Source organism: Staphylococcus microti (assembly GCF_000934465.1).
Lineage (GTDB): Bacteria > Bacillota > Bacilli > Staphylococcales > Staphylococcaceae > Staphylococcus > Staphylococcus microti.
The window spans coordinates 89,556-107,891 of record NZ_JXWY01000033.1 but is presented as its reverse complement, the minus strand read 5'-3'; the positions used below and the strand labels follow the sequence as shown (position 1 = coordinate 107,891).

Sequence of the window (18,336 nt, the reverse complement as noted above, 5' to 3'; positions counted from 1 at the left end):
TCGTCTCTACCACCTAAAAGGAAGGGTTGCTGTTATATTACTAAAGTGCCGAGTACATTCATCGTTGTCATACTGTCTTAATCACAACATTTCTAAATGCGTCATTATCAAAATAAAATAATAACACCAACGCATATACTTCACTTATTATAGTAACAAACTTCACACAACTTTACATCTTTTAGGACATACACGTCACAAACAACCTTATGTTTTGTGATAAAGCGCCGAGATTCAATAAAAATTTTCAACTTCTATGTGTACAACCGTAAAAAAAGGATATATATTATACTGTATCGACAATTATGAACGTATTAAGGAGTGACGTTATTATGGCAAAAAAATCTAAAACAGGATTAAGTGTCCTATCTACATTATTATCTGGTACAACTATTGCGATTGACGGCTACAATCGTTATGTGTACCGCTCAAAAAACAAAAAATTGAGTTACCTTTCATTAGGACTTGGCGCAGCTGATATGTTGTTAGATTTCTATCTCTCATTAGGTGCAAAAAGCAAGTTTGTTAAAGTATGGTCATTATTCTCGCTTGGCCGTCAGCTCCGTTCACAAGCTGAAAAATTCAAAGCCATTCAAAATCAATAATTTAAATTTAAAAGCAGTAAACACCCTGTCAATCAAGGTATTTACTGCTTTTTATTAATGGATATATTTGTATGAATATACGCTATAACTCGGTATCGTACGGTATGTTTGAATACCTACACCACCGTTGAAATTCATTTCTGATACAAGCAAACTACCGTCTGCGTTGATACGTTCTACATATGCCACGTGACCGTAGTAGCCAAGGTCTGATTGTAAAATTGCGCCTACAGCTGGTCGGTTATTAACTGTATAACCATCTCTTAACGCATTATCATCCCACACATTCGCATTCCACCAGTATGTGCTGATTGGACGGCCTGCTGCTTGACGCTTGTTGAAAACGTGCCATGTACATTGACCCCAATCATATAAGTTCGAATGATTAAATACAGGTGAACTATAACTTGTTGATGGTGTGTTCCATGATTGCGTTTGTGTTTGCGTTGACACCGCTGTACCACTCACTTTTAACTTTTGACCTGGGTGAATTAAGAAACCACTCAAGCCGTTCAAGTTCATAATGTTTTGATATGTTGTCCCATATTTTGATGCGATAAGTGCCAATGAGTCCCCTGGTTGTACTGTGTAATACGATCCAGTGCCTGTGCTAGCATTATTCGTCGTTTGTTGTGTCGCTTGATTTGAAACTGCTGTACCACTTACTTTAAGTTGTTGTCCTGGAAAAATTAAAAAGCTGTTCAAACCATTCAAACGCATAATATTTTGATATGTTGTCCCATAGCGCGCTGCAATCGCTGCTAATGAGTCCCCGCTACGTACTGTATATGTAGAGCCTGATGTTGTTGTATTTGTATTACGCACAGGCGTGCTACCACCTGATACTTGTAAAACTTGATTTGGGAAGATCAAGTTCGAGTTCAAATTATTCAATGACTTCAGCTGTGCAATGGATATATTATGTTTCGTGGCAATTGACCATAACGAGTCGCCTGCCTGCACACGGTATGTCGCTGCATCTGCATCACTCGTTGCAGCAACTGCTGAGATTGCTGATGTACCGATGACGGCCGCAATTACTTTTTTTCGCACGTCGTCCCTCTCCTTAACTCTATATCTATTCTTTACATTTTTTCATTATACACGCAATAGATGTGAAAATATATACCTTTTATATAACATTCTCATTACAAAACATGCATCGTTTTGATCGTCCACACAACTATGTCGCACACAACGCAACAGTGTGAAACACAACTTGTGATACCCCCTGTCATGATAGGTACGAGATACATTGTATTAAATCAAAGCCACACAAATGCATTCCTTTTTATGTCACAATCTTTATTTTATAAAAATAGTATTGATTAATTAAAAAAACGCTGAGAAAAGCGAATCACTCCCTCTTCTCAACGTTTAATATGCTTCATTATTTATGTGACGTTAACGTATCTAATGCTTGTTGTAAATCTGCTACTAAATCCTCAGTATCTTCAATACCTAATGATAAACGAACAAGACCATCTGCAATGCCTTCTTTAGCACGTACATCAGCTGGAATAGACGCATGTGTCATCAAGCTAGGGACAGAAATTAAACTTTCTACAGCACCTAAACTCTCTGCCAATGTGAAATAACGTGTTTTCGTTACAAGTGCTTTCGCTTGTTCAACATCTGCCACTTCGAATGATACGATACCCGGTGACCCCTCTGTTTGCGCTTGATGCACGTCGTGATTTAAATGGTCTTTTTGACTTGGGTGGTATACTTTCAACACATTTGGATGTTCTTGTAGCATAGACACCATCGCTAATGTATTCTTTTCAATTTGATCTAATCTCAAGCCAAGCGTCTTCATACCACGTACAACTAAATAGCTATCTTGTGGTCCTAAAATACCACCTGTTGAGTTTTGAATAAATCCAATACGTTCAGCAAGTTCATCATCTTTGACTGCAACAAGTCCTGCGACCACATCACTATGCCCACCTAAATATTTCGTCGCAGAATGTAACACAATGTCTGCACCAAGTGTTAATGGTGTTTGGAAGTACGGTGTCATAAATGTATTATCAACCACTGTTAAAATATCGTGCTGACGTGCCAAGTCACTGACCGCTTTAATATCTGTCACACGCAGTAATGGGTTAGACGGTGTTTCGATAAAAATCATTTTCGTGTTATCAGCGATTTTATCAGCAATGTTTTGAACATCTGTCGTATTCACAAAGTCGAATGAAATACCATAACGTTGGAATACTTTTGTCATCGCACGATACGTACCACCGTATACGTCCGAACCAACGATAATATGGTCACCTTGATCCAACAACATAATGACCGCACTAATCGCCGCAACACCAGAGCCGAATGCAAAACCATGTTTCCCATGTTCTAAATCTGCAATCACTGACTCTAATGATGAACGTGTTGGGTTTGCGGTACGTGAATATTCAAAACCTTGACGTAATGAACCAATACCGTCTTGTTCGTATGTACTTGTTTGATAAATAGGTGTTGTTACCGCACCTGTATATGGATCTGTTGTTTGACCACCGTGAATTAATAATGTCTTTTTCTTCATAATTTAAACGCCTCCATATTGAAATATCTGTTTTGACATATAGCGATCACTACCATCTGGAAATACGACGACAATATCACCTTGCGTAATACGTTCAGCAACACGTAATGCTCCTTCTAACGCTGCACCTGATGAGCTACCGACGAGTAAGCCTTCGTTCTTAGCCAATGCTCGCACATGGCGAAATGCGACATCATCTGGCACAACTTCGACACGCTCGATCCAACGTTTATCTAAAAACGGTGGCCACGCTTCCACGCCAATACCTTCTGTGTCATGCGCCCCTTTCACACCGCCACTTAAAATAGAGCCGACCGGTTCCACAACGACAGATTTTACACCGTGTGCTTGCATCACTTCTGATACACCTGAAAAAGTCCCACCAGAACCAGCACCTGCCACAAAATAATTTATTGTCGGCAGTTCTCGCAGCAACTCTTGTGCCAATGTTTCTTTATATGCCCCAGGATTATCGTCCGTTTCAAATTGATTTGTATAATACGCACCTGTCGAATCGGCATAGTCTTGTGCTGCACAACGCGCGCCAAGCATACCTTCCGTCTTAGGCGTACGATATATCGTCGCACCGAGTGCACGCATAATCTCTATTTTCTCTTCAGCAAAGCCTTCTGGTGCAAAGATGACACAATCAATATCGTATTGTGTCGCAACAAGTGCAAGCCCAATTCCTGTATTACCTGCTGTTGCTTCTACGAGTTGCCCCCCTCGTTCAAGTGCCCCTTTCTCTAGCGCACGTTCAATCAAATGCTTACCAAGACGGTCTTTGACACTACCACCCGGATTATGCATCTCCAGCTTGGCATAAATGCGTACATGCTCTGTACTATAATGTTGTAACTGTACGAGCGGTGTATTACCTATTAAATCAATCGTATTCACAGCATGAACCCCTTTTATAAAACCTAGTTAATCAATAAGGATTATATGCTATATTTATAAATAATTCAATCTATATACTTTATATTGCGTGTTTTCCTTTTTACAATAGAGTTACATCTATACAATGTACATAGAAAGAGGTGAACATGATGACACGCGTTCAAACAAAGCTTGGAACAATTCGTGGTAGTCGACAGAATAACTATGACGTCTTTAAAGGCATTCCATACGCCCAACCGCCCATCGGTCAGAACCGTTTCCGACATGCACAACCTATCACACATGCTTGGCTAGGCGAACGGGACGCTACACAATTTAGTCCAATTCCAATCCAGCCCGTCAACACGTTAGAATCTTTCTTCTCTGTTAAAAACCGTGTACACCTCCAAGATGAAGACTGTCTTACTTTAAATATTTGGCGCCCACACAACATTCGGAGCGACCAACCACTGCCTGTCATTTTCTACCTATACGGTGGCAGTTTCGTTAATGGTCATAGCGCCCAGGATCTTTATCAACCTGACGCAATCGTTCAACAAGAACCCGTTATTGTCGTAACATGCAACTATCGACTCGGTGCACTCGGTTTTTTAGACTGGTCTGCTATCTGTCCGTCATGGGATGCCAATAATGGCCTATCCGATCAACGATGTGCCTTACAATGGATCCACGACTACATCGCAGCATTTGGTGGTGACCCTACTCGTATCACATTAATGGGGCAGTCTGCCGGCGCAATGAGCATCCAAGCATTGCTACAACAGTCAGATGTCGCACCACTCGTAAACAATGCGGTCATGCTGAGTGGCACTTTACAGCCTGACACCGTTGAACAAGCACGACGAAAAGCACACGAATTTCAAGCACTGAAAAGTCGAATGTTTCCTGATATACCATGGGAGGCTTTGTCGTCCGAATCAATTTTGACGCTGATGTCAGCGCACCAAGAACAGTACGGTAAATCCAAAGGACTCGAGCTGTTGTATCAACCGACAGCAACACCGCAAATGCCAATGACACCTTATGCCGTTTTACCATGCCCGGTATGGATGGGAGTTACAACAGCTGAAGGTGATATTTATATTAAAAATGAGCATAAAAAGTTAACACCTACACAATTTCAAAAGGTCGTAACACGTGCAGGGCTTAAAGTACTGAAAGCTGACGATATTGAAACAGCACAACAACAGCGAGATTATATTACGCAGCATTATTTTCTCGAACCATTCCAAACCTATGTGAAGACGATGCAATCCCACACAGACTTGTACACCTATCAATTTGATTGGTCACATCTCACACACCCTTTGTACGACAGTGCATATCACATACTGGACGTGGCATTTTGGTTCGGACGTCTCGATATTATCGCAGCGCAAGGCGCGGATGTTAATGCTCATGAATATCATTTAAGTCAACGTATGATTCACGACTTATGTACGTTCGCTTATACAAGCCAACTCCAGTCCCTACACATCGAATATCGCTAGCAAAACAAAAAAACACTTTCGCATAGACTCGAAATGAATCTGACGAAAGTGTTTTTCTTTATGAATTATAGTAATTGTAAAATAAAAACAGCTAAAATAACGAATGGTAACACATATTTGACTAAGGCATACCATGGATAGAAAAATTTAAAGCGGTCTTTACCAAAGCCTTGGATTAATAAATCTTTATCTAAAAATTGACCGACGACTAATGTTGTTGCCAACGCACCGAGTGGCATTAATAAGTTAGAAACTAAAAAGTCCATATTATCAAAAATCGTTCCTGCACCAAACTGTACATGACTCAATGAACCGAATGACAACATTGCTGGAATACTAATGATGAGTACCGCAATACTTGTTAATAATGCGACACGTGAGCGCTTCGTATTATCATTACGTGTTAAGTTTGACACATTTAATTCCAATAATGAAATAGAAGATGTTAACGCCGCAAATAAGAATAAAATTAAAAAGACGACATAGAACAATGTTCCGTAGTGCATTTTATCAAACACTAATGGTAAAACTTTAAACAATAAGCCCGGCCCTTCAGTCGGCTCGTATCCAAACGCTTTAAGCGCTGGGAAAATCGCCAAACCAGCAAGAATGGATATAAAGATGTTCATCACAACAATGCTAATAGCTGAAGACTTAATCGTCATTTCTTTAGGTGCATAACTTGCATAAGTAATCATCCCGGTTGTTCCGAGTGAAAGTGCAAAGAATGATTGACCTAGAGCGAAGAGCATCGACTCCATCGTAATATCCGAAATACGTGGTTGTAGCAAGTAGCGTACACCGTCCATTGCGCCATCTAATGTTAATGCTTTCGCAACAATGATGAGCAAGAAAATAAACAGCAAGGGCATCATAATTTTAGATGCTTTCTCTAATCCTTTTTGTACACCTAACATTACGATAACACATGTGAGACCGATAAAAATAAACTGCCCCATAATTGTGTAAACTGGGTTACTAATGATCGCTTCAAATTGGATATCTTGCAAGCCCGATGGTAACACGCGCAATAATTGCATCAATACGATACCGATGTAAATAACAATCCAGCCACCGATTACACTGTAAAAACCGAATAATACAAATACCGCAATATTACCGTTCCAGCCGATAAGATTGAGCCATTTCTTTCCCGTTAACTTACTGTAAATCTCCGTTGTATATGTACGGCCGACCTTACCAACTATAAACTCCATAATCAGGAGGGGTAATCCGACAAGTATTGTAAATAATAAAAACATCAGTAGGAATGCGCCGCCACCATACATACCTGCCATGTATGGGAACTTCCACATCGCACCGAGGCCAATTGCAGAACCAGCACTTGCTAATATAAATCCTGTTGACGTTTTCCATTGCGATTCTTTCAGCAATCTTTTCACCCTTTCTACTTTAAAGCGATAAAGTATTTTTAATAGTAATTGAATAGAACTATAACATACTATAAAGAAGCAATCAATAAAGTACAATTCTTTTTTCTAAAAAATATTATGAAAATTCTGTGTAAACATTGAATATCTTGCTTCTTTTGGTATGATTAGATTGAACAAAGAGGTGAAATGATGACACAAAAAATGAAAGAACGTTGCTATCTCATTGCAATTATTATTAGTACACTGTGTGCTTTATCGTCTGTATTATTCAATTTAAGTCCTGCGATCACAGCTACTGTCACTTTTGCATCTATCGTCGTATTCGCAGTCCTTTACTTTGTCGTACCAACAACAGACAAGCGTGGGAAACGTGTTCAGTAAATAAGCAGTCAGACTATTAAAGAACAGCGTGTTTCAAGAAGGGCACTATGCATCATGCCTTTCTAATAGAAACACGCTGTTTTTGTGTATTCAAATGTTAAAACTCCTATGACTTACCGAATCACTACTTTTGTAAAAACTTCTCTATATAAAACGCAGATTCCTCAATCGAACGATATTCTGTATTAATAACCGTTGCGTTCAACTTCGCAAATACTTCTTCTGCATATGCCAGTTCTTTCTTAATACGTGCCAAGTCATTGTACGTTGCCTTGCCCGAAATACCTAGCACTTTCACACGTTCCGTTCGGATGTTCATAATATATTGCGGACTCGCCGTCAGACCGAACACTTTCAGATTTTTTTGCTTAAACACTTCATCTGGAATACCTACTTCAGGCACGAGCGGGATATTCGCAATTTTATAGCCTTTATTCGCCAAATACATGCTGAGCGGTGTTTTAGACGTACGAGACACACCGAGAATCAGCGCATCTGCTTCGCCAATATCTGTAAAATGCTTGCCGTCATCATATTTTACGGAGTATTCAATTGCTTCGATACGTTTGAAATAATCATCATCGAGCTTATGAATCATTCCAGTTTCTGCAACAGGTTCGACGCCCGTTTTTTCTTGGACAAACCCCATTAATTCAGACATGTAGTCTACATATGGAATTTGATGGTCTTTCGCATACGCTTTACCCATCTCATTGTATTTAGGAGAGACAAGCGTCGTCACAACGATTGCCTCTTTTTGTACTGCCAGTTCAAGTATCGTACGTAAATCTTGCTCGCTATTAATAAATGGGAATTTCTTAATTTGTACTTGATCCAAATTCGGAAACTGCCCCATTACGGCGTGTGTCATGCGCTGGGCGGTTTCTCCTAGCGCATCCGACACGATAAAGATTGTTAACTGTTGCTTGCTCACTACTATCTTCCTCTCTCAGCCTCACTTTGTGCCGTCGCAAGAATCGCACCTGGCACACGGAATGGTGAACATGATACATAGTCAATCGCTAAGTTGTTGAAGTATCCAATTGATTTTGGATCGCCACCTAATTCACCACAAACACCGATTTTAATGCTTGGTTTCGCTGCTTTTGCTTGTGTTACCGCAATATCAATTAACGCACCGACACCGTCTTTATCAATTGTTTGGAATGGGTCTACTTCTAAAATTTGATTTGTTACATATTCGTTGATGAACTTACCAGCGTCATCACGTGAAAAACCGTATGTTAATTGCGTTAAGTCGTTCGTACCAAAGCTGAAGAAGTCACATTCCTCTGCCAACGTACCCGCTACCATACATGCACGTGGTGTTTCAATCATTGTACCAATCAAGTACGTTAATGATTGACCTGTTTCTTCCGCAAGCTTGTCGATACATTCAACGATTTGCGCTTTCAATAATTTAAATTCTTCTACTGTTGAAACAAGCGGAATCATAATTTCTGGCTTACAGTTTATACCTTCTGCTTTTAAGCGTGCCACACTGCCCATAATCGCTTCAGCTTGCATCACGTATAATTCTGGGTACGTAATCGCAAGACGACAACCACGGTGACCCAACATTGGGTTTGTTTCGTGTAACTCTGCGATACGTTTATTTAATTGTTGCTCAGAAATATTTAATTGTTGTGCTACATTGCGCACTTCATCATCGCCTTTTGGCAAGAATTCATGCAATGGTGGATCGAGTAAACGAACAATCGTAGGACGTTCACCTGATAGACGGAAGATTTGTTCAAAGTCCTCAGTTTGATAGTCACGAATTTTGTTCAATGCTTGAATACGTGTTTCTTGATCCGATGATAAAATAAAGCGACGCATTTCAACTAAACGTTCCGCACCGAAGAACATATGCTCCGTACGCACAAGGCCAATACCGATTGCATCGAATTGGTAACCCGCTTCAATATCAGGTTTTGTCTCCGCATTCATACGCACATCAAGTCTCGCAACGTCTTTCGCCCATTGCATAAATTGATCAAATGCTTCACTATTTTCCGCATTCGTCGTCTCAACCGCACCTACATAAAGGTCACCATTCGCACCATCTACAGATACTTCATCAAGTTCACGGATTACGTTACCACCATATGTCACCGTTTTATTAATTGTGTCGATATCTAAGTCCGAGCAACCTGTTACACAGCATTTACCCATACCACGTGCCACTACTGCCGCATGTGATGTCATACCACCATGCGTTGTCACAATCGCTTCACTCGCAATCATACCTTCAATATCTTCAGGAGACGTTTCTGGACGCATTAAAATCACTTTTTCCCCTTGTTCAGCGCGCAACTTCGCATCTTCAGCTGAGAACACAACACGTCCTGTTGCCGCACCCGGACTCGCTGGTAAACCTGCTTTAGAAATGACTTCCGCTTCTGCCAACGCTTCTTCTTTAAACGTTGGGTGTAACAATGTATCAATCGACTTCACATCAACTTTTGTCACAGCTTCTTCTTTCGTTAATACACCTTCTTCAACAAGGTCTACCGCTATTTGAATCGCTGCTTTTGCGGTACGTTTTCCGTTACGTGTTTGTAAAATATAAAGCTGTTCATTTTCAATTGTAAATTCAATATCTTGCATATCTTTGTAATGCGCTTCAAGTTCTTCAGACACTTTCACAAATGCTGCATGTACATCTGGCAACTGTTCTTTCAATGTTGCGATGTCTTGCGGCGTACGAATACCGGCTACAACGTCTTCACCTTGTGCATTCAACAAGTACTCACCGAATAATTTCGCTTCACCCGTCGCTGGGTTACGTGTGAATGCAACACCTGTCCCACTCTTAGGACCACTGTTACCGAATACCATTTCTTGTACGTTAACCGCTGTACCAATGTCGTGTGGAATATCATTTAAGTCACGATATACACGTGCACGATCGTTATCCCATGATTTGAATACCGCTTCAACCGCTTCTAACAATTGATCAATCGGTTCTTGCGGAAATGGTTTATATGCATTTTCAACATAGACTTCTTTATAGTGGTTACAGATTTCTTTCAAGCCCTCTGCTGGAATGTCCGCATCGTTTACATAACCATGTTCTTTCTTATAACCGTCAAAGTATGTATCAAAAGCGGTCATAGGAATGTTGTAAACAACCTCGCCAAACATTTGAAGCAAACGACGATAACAATCATAAGCAAAGCGCGCGTCATTTGTTTTCTCAGCTAACTTTTCAACATTTGCATCATTCAATCCTAAGTTTAAAATCGTATCCATCATACCAGGCATTGAAATTTTAGCCCCACTACGTACTGACACAAGCAATAAGTTATCTTCTGAAGAAAAAGCTTTACCCGTACGTTCTGAAAAAGCTTGTAATTGTTCAGTCAACTGTACTTTAACTTCATCTGATAATGATTGACCACGACGAAGATAGTCGATACACGCCTCAGTTGTAATTGTAAAACCATCTGGCACAGGTAAACCTAAACGCTTCATTTCAGAAAGGTTTGCCCCTTTACCACCTAATAAATCTTTCAAGTCCTTATGTCCTTCATCAAATGCATATACTAATTTCGACATACATGTCACCTCATCATTTTAATGTGTCATACTAATAATAAAAAGTATGTCATATTTAATCGAAAATGACAATCAAAAATATAGCGGTTTTAAAAAAGTTATGATTTTCGTCAAAATTAGAACCGGTCACAAACATCGTTTTTGCGGCTTTAAACAGCTATATTACGGCAACAAAAAAGATGCTACAACCCTGCAAATAAGGTCATAACATCTTGTATTGGTATGTCATATTTTATAGTTAAATCAATGCCAATATGTTTTTGATGATCAACATCGCGACAATGAGTATGATCACACTCGACACTTTATTCAAAATGACAATGTACTTTCCTGTTTTATCAATGCGACCGAGTTGTTTGCCTAAAAATGCCAACCCAATAAACCATAACCAAGAAACCGCAATCGTTGCACAGGCAAACGCAACTTTTTCACTCCCAATGTAGATCGAGGCACTTGTTCCAATCACACCAATCGTATCCATAATCGCATGTGGATTGAGCAAGGACACGGAAAGCGCAAAGCCAATTTGCTTACGCGCTGACATCGGCGGCTGCGTCGTCGCCTGACTCGGTTGTTCTTTCCATAGGGACCATGCCATATACAGCAAAAACATGAGCCCTACTAGATAGATTACTAACTGTAACGACGGATACTGACTCAAAATCAATGAAACACCTAAAATCGCAAGCAAGATGAGCAACGTGTCGCACAACCCCGCCGTAATGACGACAGGCAATACTTTCTTAAATGATTTATGATTTGCCCCTTGGTTGAATACAAATACATTTTGCGCCCCTAAAGGTAATATTAACCCTAACGCTAATAACAAGCCGTGTAGCGTTGCTTGTAGCATAGACATCACGCTCCTTGTGAATATTTTTGAACATGCAACGAGTTAAAAACTTTGATAAGATGTTCTTTAATTGAATTCCTTTTTCAAAAGCATACACCATGACACCTACGAAGAAATCATCCAGTCACATTTTTGAGACCAACCAGATGGGAGGCGTCCTATGAACAAACCGAAATATCAACAAATCATTGATGATCTATTACATGCTATCAACAGTGGCGAATTGGAAGCAGGTATGAAGTTACCTTCTCAACGTGCTCTAGCTGAACAATATCACGTCAATCGCTCGACTATTGTTACAGTAATGGATATTCTAAAAAGTTACGGTGTCGTCGATAGTAGAGAAAGAAGTGGCATCTATGTATCAAATCACGGTTGGAATAAGTATGTTCACAATAATTTGAACTGGCAAGATTACATAGGCAATAGCCCGACTGCCAATAATCAATTTTATATTAGAGAAATTAATCGCTGTGAATTTCTTGATAATATGGTTAGGCTTGGGACTGGAGAATTGTCTCCTGAACTCATTCCAAATGCAACTTTTAAAAAAATCATTCAAGAAGATATCGTACAACATCTATCATCAAATTACGAAGCACCTCAAGGGAGCCTTGCTTTAAGAACTCAGGTTAAACGTCTAGTTGCACGCAGAGGCATTTCTTGTAGCGTCGATGAAATTTGTATCACTTCGGGTGCTTTGCAAGGGCTCAAATTGATTGCTGACGGTTTACTTGTACCAGAGTCAAAAATTATCGTTGAAACACCTTCATATATCAATTCCATTCGTACATGGCATAAGATCCATTCCAAAATGGTTTCACTGCCCATCACGTACATTAAAAACAACATTCATGCGCTATTCAATGAGGATGTGGATTACAGTAATAGCATCTTTTACTGTAACCCTACGTTGCACAATCCTACTTCAAACACTTATTCGTTTGCGGAAAAGGAACAAATATTCGCTCAATGTAAAAAGAAAGGGATTCCCATTGTAGAAGACGATATTTATAGCGAGCTTTGGTTTGACGGTACACCGCCACAAACATTGAAATCTTTAGACTCGAGTCATCACGTTTTATATTTAGGGAGTTTATCCAAAACTGTCAGTCCCGGTTTGCGAATCGGTTGGATCATCGGTAACAAACGTGTCATACGTCATTTAGCTGATTTGAAAATGCAAAATGATTACGGTGCAAGTTCTATCTCACAGTTTATCGCTACAAAGTGGCTTGAAATGTACCATGACGACCACATCACTTACATTAAAAAGCAGTTAATGGAACGAAAACAACTTATGACAGAAGCTTTAACAACATATTTTGCTGATATTGGCAGTTGGCAGGATGTACAAGGTGGGTTTTATATTTGGTTTAAATTCCACATCCCTCTTGATATGAAAAAGTTGTTTCAATTAGCTATTGAATCAAACTTGTTAATTCATCCAGGTGAAATCTATTCTGTGAAAGAAAAGTACAGCATGCGTTTCTCATATGCTTATATCGATAAAGATCAAATACACGACAGCCTTCAGAAGTTACGACACCTTATCAATCAAAATAATATACACCCCAAAAGATAGACCCAATCTACCTTTTGGGGTGCTTCACGTTATATAAATTTATTCAATAATGATATTGTCAATCAATCGTGCTTTTGAGAACTTAACGGCTAACGAAATAAACACTCTGCCGTCGATCGTTTCACAAGGTTCTAACTCTGGATAACTGTACACGGCAACTTCTTCTATACGACCGGACGTGTGTGCTACTAAATGTTCGCGTATGACCGACACTAACGCATCACTTTGACGTTCGCCTGCTTCATAGCGTTTTTGTGCCAATAATAAGCTTTGGTATAAGTGTACCGCTTCTTGTCGCTCTGCGTCTGTCAAATACACGTTGCGCGAACTTTTCGCAAGACCGTCTACTTCACGTACAATATCAACGCCAATAATTTTAACGGCGTGGTTAAAGTCCGCAACCATCTTTTCAACAATAGCTAACTGCTGGGCGTCTTTTTTTCCAAAATATGCAAAGTCTGGTTGTACGATATTAAACAGCTTGTTCACGACCGTCACAACACCATCGAAATGACCGGGGCGTTGTGCACCTTCCAAGACCTCTGCTAGACGTCCGACCGTCAAATGGACACCCAATTCATCTGGATACATCTCTGTGACACTCGGATGAAATACATAGTCGACACCGATTTTTTCTACAGCTGCCACATCTTGTTCCAACTGTCTCGGATAAGCATCAAAATCTTCATTCGGTCCGAACTGTAAAGGATTTACAAAAACACTCGCAACGGTCACGTCATTATTCTCAACTGAACGTCGCATCATCGTTAGATGGCCATCATGTAACGCGCCCATCGTTGGCACGAAGCCAATACGTTTGCCTTGGCGCTTACATACTTTCATCAAATCTTGCATCTGTTTTACTTCCGTCACAACTTGTGTCATCGTTCTTGTTCCACCTCATGCATAATTTGTTTTTGGTACGTATATTGTTCTGACGGAAAGGCACTGCTTTTAACGTCATCACCATATTGTTTAAGTGCTGCCACACCATTTGAAAAATCGCCATACTGTTTCACAAATTTTGCGGTACGTTCTACGCCATAATTTAACATATCGTGATATACAAGCACTTGACCGTCCGTACCCTTCCCTGCACCGATACCAATGACAGGAATTTCGATTTGTTCACTAATGTGTTGCGCAAGATCACTCGGAACCGCTTCCAGTACAAGCGCAACTGCACCTGCTTGCGCAACAGCTTGTGCGTCATCAATCAATTTTTGCGCATCTTCCTTCGTTGCCCCTTGCATGCGATATCCCATTACACCGACACTTTGTGGTGTAAGTCCTAAATGACCAACAATCGGTATGCCTAGATACGTCGCTTGTTGAATAAACGATGTTAGATGTCCACCTTCCACTTTGAGTGCGTTGGCACCACTTTGTTGATAGAGCACTTTCGCATTTTTAAGGTCTGTTGCCAAATCAATACCTACCGTACCAAAAGGCATATCGACAACGACGAATGTATTCGGTGCACCACGTCTTACAGCCTTACCATGATGCAACATATCATCGAGCGTCACTTCAACCGTACTTTCATAGCCGAGTACTGTCATGCCCAAAGAGTCACCGACTAGAATCATATCAATACCGGCCGCTTCAACTTGTTTAGCACTCGGATAATCATACGCAGTTACCATTGAGATTTTTTCATGTGCGTCTTTCATTTGTTGTAAATCCCTTAACTTTTTCAATTATTGACACCTCTCACATATTAATATTTTCATCGTAAATTAAGCGCTTACTAAATTCAATTTTTTTACTTTGATTTTATGCTAAACGCCCGCTATAGTGAACATAAATACATGAAAAGGAGACAACTTATGTCAAATATTGCTGTGGTTGGGGCTGGCGCAGTAGGCACTGCCATCGCCATGCTCCTTAAACCCGAGTCAGACGTCACACTTCTCGGACGTCAAACAACGACATTGCACTATGATGATTGGGAGAAGCAAACACAAACAACAATCAACGTGCAATCATTAGAAACATGCGAAGATTCATTCGACATCATTTTTATCGCAGTGAAAACACACCAACTACAATCCGTGCTACCGCATTTGGCACGTATCTCAACCTCTGACACAATTGTCATCTTAGCGCAAAATGGCTACGGTCAGCTTGAATTACTAACAGACTACGAAGCATACCAAGCCGTCGTCTATATTAGCGGCGAAAAGAAAGGATCGCATGTCACACACTTCCGTGACCGTCGTTTACATATACAACGTACGCAAACAACAACGTCACTGGCTGAACAACTTGCCAATACTGCTTTAGAACTTGTACTTGAAGATGATATTTTACAAACCATTTGGTACAAGCTACTCGTCAATTTAGGGATTAACACGGTGACTGCGTTGAACGTAGATACTGCACGCGTCCTAAAACGCCCAGATGTCTACACTTTATGTTCAGAACTCATTACAGAGGGAATAGCCGTTGCCAAAGCATGTGGGGTAACATTCCCAGCAACAACCGTAGAAGATATTATGAATATTTACGCAGGCTACCCGGATGAGATGGGGACAAGTATGTATTATGATGTTAAAAATAAACACCCCCTCGAAGTCGAAGCGATTCAAGGTTATATTTATCGGCAAGCACAGCGTTATCAACTTCATACACCTACACTTAATCAATGTTATCAAGCGTTAAAAAGGCTAGACGTAAGTGCATAGTAAAAGGCATGAGTCCGTACGCTCATGCCTCTATTTATGAAAGGTTGTGTGCCAATTATGTTCATTGTACACACGTATCCCATGTTGTTCGAACAACGCAGTCGTCACGCCCACACCTTGTCGTTTCGTACCGTTAAATTGCCCATCGTACACTTCCGTACTCCCACACGACGGACTGCCCTCTTTCAAAATCACTGTATCAATGTCATGTTGTTGTAAAATCTTTAACGCATCTTGCGCCCCTTGCTTAAACGCTTGTGTCACATCTTTACCAGATTGTGTTGCTACTTGACTTTGTCCACTCCACACAGACACGCCGTCCCCGTTTATCATTTCAGAAGGTTCTCGTGGCACGGACAACCCGCCTAACACTTCCGGACAAATCGCAATTGCTTCGCCGTTATCCACGAGTTGTTTTAACTGGGTTTGCTGTTTATGCCCACCGTCATAGCGAACGGCTTCACCAATCAAACACGCACTAATCCCAATCATCCGATCACTTCCCATACACTCGATTTCTTTTTATATTAACATACCTGTCACGACATCAAAAAAAGCCACCCTATACACGGGTGACTTCTTCATAACAGTTGCTTAATGTTGTTTTTTAAAATTAAATGGGGCAATGGGGTTAAACGTCCATGTAACTAATAAACCGACAAGTAGCGACATGATAGCGATTTGTAACCACTCCATATCATTTGCGACAAAACCTGCAATCGCAAAACCTACAAAGCTAAGCAATGTTGTCACGATATACGTCACAAACATCTTCATCATACATTCCTCCTACTAAAATTGAAAAACGCCCAATTCATATACTGAGGCGTCATATACATCACTGATGAACATCTATTTTTCTTTTATCTCACGTATCTAGCACGGTTTTATTCGTACACTGATACACTTCAGCAATTAATCCATCGCTTACTGTAACATACCTTATCCGCTTTTGAAAGGCTTCTGTTTCAATTTACATATACTTTGATTCCAACGATTGATAGTCATACAATAATAGTACAATTCAACAAACGAGGCGATAACAATGACAAATATTTCACTAACGATTCATGACCAAACATACACTGCTACACTTAATGAAAATCCAGCTACTGAAAAGCTAATGCGTCTATTACCCCTCAAAATCAAAATGACCGATCTCAATCGTAACGAAAAATACCATACATTAGATACGACATTCCCAACACAACAAGAAGCTGTTCAACAAATTCACAGTGGCGATTTAATGTTATACGACAACGATACAATCGTTCTGTTTTATCAAGACTTTTCCACGCCATACACATACACACGACTCGGCAAACTTATCGACGCCACATCACTGAGCGACCACTTAGGTTATAACGATGTAACAGTAACCATTGCTATAGCTGAGTAATCGAAAAAGCTAGAACGCCCCACTCGGATGTTCTAGCTTTTTGATTTTATCGCTTCAATTCATTTTCTAGCCAATATACAATCTCCGCAAAAATACTTCGATTATACGAACTTTCATTTAATATTTCGTGCTGTAACCCATCGTATATATGAATCGACTTGTGCTCTGAACCAACTTCATCAAATAATTGTAACGAGTCTTTGTAACTCACTAAGCCATCTTCTTTACCATGCAAGATTAAAATATTGTCCGTCAATTTTTCAGCGTTCTTTTTCAAATATTCGACACCATCTAGCAGTGTAAAGACGAGTCCCATTGAAATACGCTTCGCATTTAAATCGTCTAATTCATATTTTTTCATGACATCCGGATCTGAACATACACCTTCGCCTAATTGATTCTCAAAATACGTTTGTGGCGAAATACTACGATCTGGTTGCCCGAACAACTCTAACTGGTAACGTGTCAACGCACCACAAGTAATGATACCGTCCACTACATTCGGATGTTTTGTGCCAAACAACGTAACCGTATAACCACCCATACTATGTCCTAACAAATACACTTTCCCTTCAAACGTTTGCTTCACATAGTCAATCACTGCCGACAAATCTTCCACAATTTCGTCAATACGACTATAAAACGTTTGTTGTCCACCTGAATGACCATGACCACGTTGATCATAACGAATGACATTGAATTGCTGTTCATTCAAATAGTGCGCAATCTCATCATAACGTTCCAACGACTCCGCCAGCCCATGTACAATAATGACATTCGCTTTAGCCTCTTCGCCGACAATATCATTCACTTTCACATGAAGCATTGTGCCGTCCTCAGATGTTAAATGTTTAATATAGTTCATATAAACCACCCCTTGGAAATTTATAAATGCTATATCTAAATAGTAATAGAAATTTGAGGTTTTTTCACTTC

Annotated in this window: 18 protein-coding genes; 6 read left to right on the top strand and 12 right to left on the bottom strand. The window is 40.1% G+C overall.

Going from position 1 to position 18,336, the window contains the following annotated elements:
* The first annotated feature begins 332 nt into the window (after positions 1-332).
* Positions 333-605, top strand: coding sequence for a hypothetical protein (locus tag TP70_RS05355; RefSeq protein ID WP_044360144.1), 273 nt, complete (start codon positions 333-335; stop codon positions 603-605).
* Between the two features lie 54 nt (positions 606-659).
* Here the strand turns inward: TP70_RS05355 and TP70_RS05350 are convergent, their stop codons facing one another.
* The 3 genes from TP70_RS05350 to TP70_RS05340 all read right to left on the bottom strand — a co-directional run bounded on the left by TP70_RS05350 (position 660) and on the right by TP70_RS05340 (position 4,050).
* Positions 660-1,658: a LysM peptidoglycan-binding domain-containing protein gene (locus TP70_RS05350; RefSeq protein ID WP_044360143.1), complete on the bottom strand. Its 999-nt coding sequence runs from the start codon at positions 1,656-1,658 to the stop codon at positions 660-662.
* Positions 1,659-1,995: 337 nt separating this feature from the next.
* Positions 1,996-3,150 (bottom strand): bifunctional cystathionine gamma-lyase/homocysteine desulfhydrase, encoded by a 1,155-nt coding sequence (locus TP70_RS05345; protein WP_044360142.1) that lies wholly within the window; start codon positions 3,148-3,150, stop codon positions 1,996-1,998.
* A gap of 3 nt (positions 3,151-3,153) precedes the next feature.
* The gene (locus TP70_RS05340) at positions 3,154-4,050 is read right to left on the bottom strand and encodes a PLP-dependent cysteine synthase family protein (protein ID WP_044360141.1); all 897 of its coding nucleotides are present in this window, start codon (positions 4,048-4,050) and stop codon (positions 3,154-3,156) included.
* A gap of 146 nt (positions 4,051-4,196) precedes the next feature.
* On the opposite strand from TP70_RS05340, the gene TP70_RS05335 reads away from it, so the two are divergent.
* Complete coding sequence (locus TP70_RS05335; protein ID WP_240627015.1) at positions 4,197-5,540, top strand: carboxylesterase family protein; 1,344 nt, start codon at positions 4,197-4,199, stop codon at positions 5,538-5,540.
* A 65-nt stretch (positions 5,541-5,605) separates the two neighbouring features.
* Here TP70_RS05335 and TP70_RS05330 read toward each other — a convergent pair whose 3' ends face one another.
* Positions 5,606-6,934 carry a sodium-dependent transporter gene (locus TP70_RS05330; protein ID WP_044360139.1) on the bottom strand — a complete coding sequence of 443 codons (1,329 nt, stop codon included), beginning with the start codon at positions 6,932-6,934 and terminating at the stop codon, positions 5,606-5,608.
* Positions 6,935-7,123: 189 nt separating this feature from the next.
* Between TP70_RS05330 and TP70_RS05325 the strand changes: the two genes are divergently transcribed.
* Positions 7,124-7,315, top strand: coding sequence for a hypothetical protein (locus TP70_RS05325; RefSeq protein ID WP_044360138.1), 192 nt, complete (start codon positions 7,124-7,126; stop codon positions 7,313-7,315).
* Between the two features lie 124 nt (positions 7,316-7,439).
* Here the strand turns inward: TP70_RS05325 and TP70_RS05320 are convergent, their stop codons facing one another.
* The 3 genes from TP70_RS05320 to TP70_RS05310 all read right to left on the bottom strand — a co-directional run bounded on the left by TP70_RS05320 (position 7,440) and on the right by TP70_RS05310 (position 11,729).
* Positions 7,440-8,249 (bottom strand): pyruvate, water dikinase regulatory protein, encoded by an 810-nt coding sequence (locus TP70_RS05320; protein WP_411914110.1) that lies wholly within the window; start codon positions 8,247-8,249, stop codon positions 7,440-7,442.
* Between the two features lie 2 nt (positions 8,250-8,251).
* On the bottom strand, positions 8,252-10,876 hold the full coding sequence (ppdK, locus tag TP70_RS05315) for a pyruvate, phosphate dikinase (protein WP_044360135.1): 2,625 nt from the start codon (positions 10,874-10,876) through the stop codon (positions 8,252-8,254).
* Between the two features lie 238 nt (positions 10,877-11,114).
* Complete coding sequence (locus TP70_RS05310) at positions 11,115-11,729, bottom strand: LysE/ArgO family amino acid transporter (RefSeq protein ID WP_044360133.1); 615 nt, start codon at positions 11,727-11,729, stop codon at positions 11,115-11,117.
* Positions 11,730-11,889: 160 nt separating this feature from the next.
* Here TP70_RS05310 and TP70_RS05305 point away from each other — a divergent pair, with 160 nt between their 5' ends.
* Entirely contained in the window at positions 11,890-13,314 is a 1,425-nt protein-coding gene (locus TP70_RS05305; protein WP_044360131.1) for an aminotransferase-like domain-containing protein, read from the top strand.
* A 39-nt stretch (positions 13,315-13,353) separates the two neighbouring features.
* Here TP70_RS05305 and panC read toward each other — a convergent pair whose 3' ends face one another.
* Complete coding sequence (gene panC, locus TP70_RS05300) at positions 13,354-14,199, bottom strand: pantoate--beta-alanine ligase (protein ID WP_044360130.1); 846 nt, start codon at positions 14,197-14,199, stop codon at positions 13,354-13,356.
* Complete coding sequence (gene panB, locus TP70_RS05295) at positions 14,196-14,987, bottom strand: 3-methyl-2-oxobutanoate hydroxymethyltransferase (protein ID WP_240627016.1); 792 nt, start codon at positions 14,985-14,987, stop codon at positions 14,196-14,198. The genes panC and panB overlap by 4 nt, the downstream gene beginning before the upstream one ends.
* Before the next feature lie 156 nt (positions 14,988-15,143).
* Between panB and TP70_RS05290 the strand changes: the two genes are divergently transcribed.
* Positions 15,144-16,001 carry an oxidoreductase gene (locus tag TP70_RS05290; protein ID WP_044360128.1) on the top strand — a complete coding sequence of 286 codons (858 nt, stop codon included), beginning with the start codon at positions 15,144-15,146 and terminating at the stop codon, positions 15,999-16,001.
* Between the two features lie 30 nt (positions 16,002-16,031).
* Here TP70_RS05290 and TP70_RS05285 read toward each other — a convergent pair whose 3' ends face one another.
* Positions 16,032-16,493 carry a 2-thiouracil desulfurase family protein gene (locus tag TP70_RS05285; protein WP_044360127.1) on the bottom strand — a complete coding sequence of 154 codons (462 nt, stop codon included), beginning with the start codon at positions 16,491-16,493 and terminating at the stop codon, positions 16,032-16,034.
* 102 nt (positions 16,494-16,595) lie between these two features.
* On the bottom strand, positions 16,596-16,781 hold the full coding sequence (locus TP70_RS05280; protein ID WP_142382304.1) for a hypothetical protein: 186 nt from the start codon (positions 16,779-16,781) through the stop codon (positions 16,596-16,598).
* A 265-nt stretch (positions 16,782-17,046) separates the two neighbouring features.
* Here TP70_RS05280 and TP70_RS05275 point away from each other — a divergent pair, with 265 nt between their 5' ends.
* Positions 17,047-17,400, top strand: coding sequence for a cyclophilin-like fold protein (locus TP70_RS05275; protein ID WP_044360123.1), 354 nt, complete (start codon positions 17,047-17,049; stop codon positions 17,398-17,400).
* A 46-nt stretch (positions 17,401-17,446) separates the two neighbouring features.
* Here TP70_RS05275 and TP70_RS05270 read toward each other — a convergent pair whose 3' ends face one another.
* Positions 17,447-18,265: an alpha/beta hydrolase gene (locus tag TP70_RS05270; protein ID WP_044360122.1), complete on the bottom strand. Its 819-nt coding sequence runs from the start codon at positions 18,263-18,265 to the stop codon at positions 17,447-17,449.
* Between the last annotated feature and the right edge of the window lie 71 nt (positions 18,266-18,336).

Excerpts from the sequence above, each read along its gene's own strand:
- TP70_RS05355 (WP_044360144.1), top strand. The coding sequence starts at position 333 with ATGGCAAAAAAATCTAAAACAGGATTAAGTGTCCTATCTACATTATTA.
- TP70_RS05345 (WP_044360142.1), bottom strand. The coding sequence starts at position 3,150 with ATGAAGAAAAAGACATTATTAATTCACGGTGGTCAAACAACAGATCCA.
- TP70_RS05335 (WP_240627015.1), top strand. The coding sequence starts at position 4,197 with ATGATGACACGCGTTCAAACAAAGCTTGGAACAATTCGTGGTAGTCGA.
- TP70_RS05325 (WP_044360138.1), top strand. The coding sequence starts at position 7,124 with ATGACACAAAAAATGAAAGAACGTTGCTATCTCATTGCAATTATTATT.
- ppdK (WP_044360135.1), bottom strand. The coding sequence starts at position 10,876 with ATGTCGAAATTAGTATATGCATTTGATGAAGGACATAAGGACTTGAAA.
- TP70_RS05310 (WP_044360133.1), bottom strand. The coding sequence starts at position 11,729 with ATGCTACAAGCAACGCTACACGGCTTGTTATTAGCGTTAGGGTTAATA.
- TP70_RS05305 (WP_044360131.1), top strand. The coding sequence starts at position 11,890 with ATGAACAAACCGAAATATCAACAAATCATTGATGATCTATTACATGCT.
- panC (WP_044360130.1), bottom strand. The coding sequence starts at position 14,199 with ATGACACAAGTTGTGACGGAAGTAAAACAGATGCAAGATTTGATGAAA.
- panB (WP_240627016.1), bottom strand. The coding sequence starts at position 14,987 with ATGAAAGACGCACATGAAAAAATCTCAATGGTAACTGCGTATGATTAT.
- TP70_RS05290 (WP_044360128.1), top strand. The coding sequence starts at position 15,144 with ATGTCAAATATTGCTGTGGTTGGGGCTGGCGCAGTAGGCACTGCCATC.
- TP70_RS05285 (WP_044360127.1), bottom strand. The coding sequence starts at position 16,493 with ATGATTGGGATTAGTGCGTGTTTGATTGGTGAAGCCGTTCGCTATGAC.
- TP70_RS05280 (WP_142382304.1), bottom strand. The coding sequence starts at position 16,781 with ATGATGAAGATGTTTGTGACGTATATCGTGACAACATTGCTTAGCTTT.
- TP70_RS05275 (WP_044360123.1), top strand. The coding sequence starts at position 17,047 with ATGACAAATATTTCACTAACGATTCATGACCAAACATACACTGCTACA.
- TP70_RS05270 (WP_044360122.1), bottom strand. The coding sequence starts at position 18,265 with ATGAACTATATTAAACATTTAACATCTGAGGACGGCACAATGCTTCAT.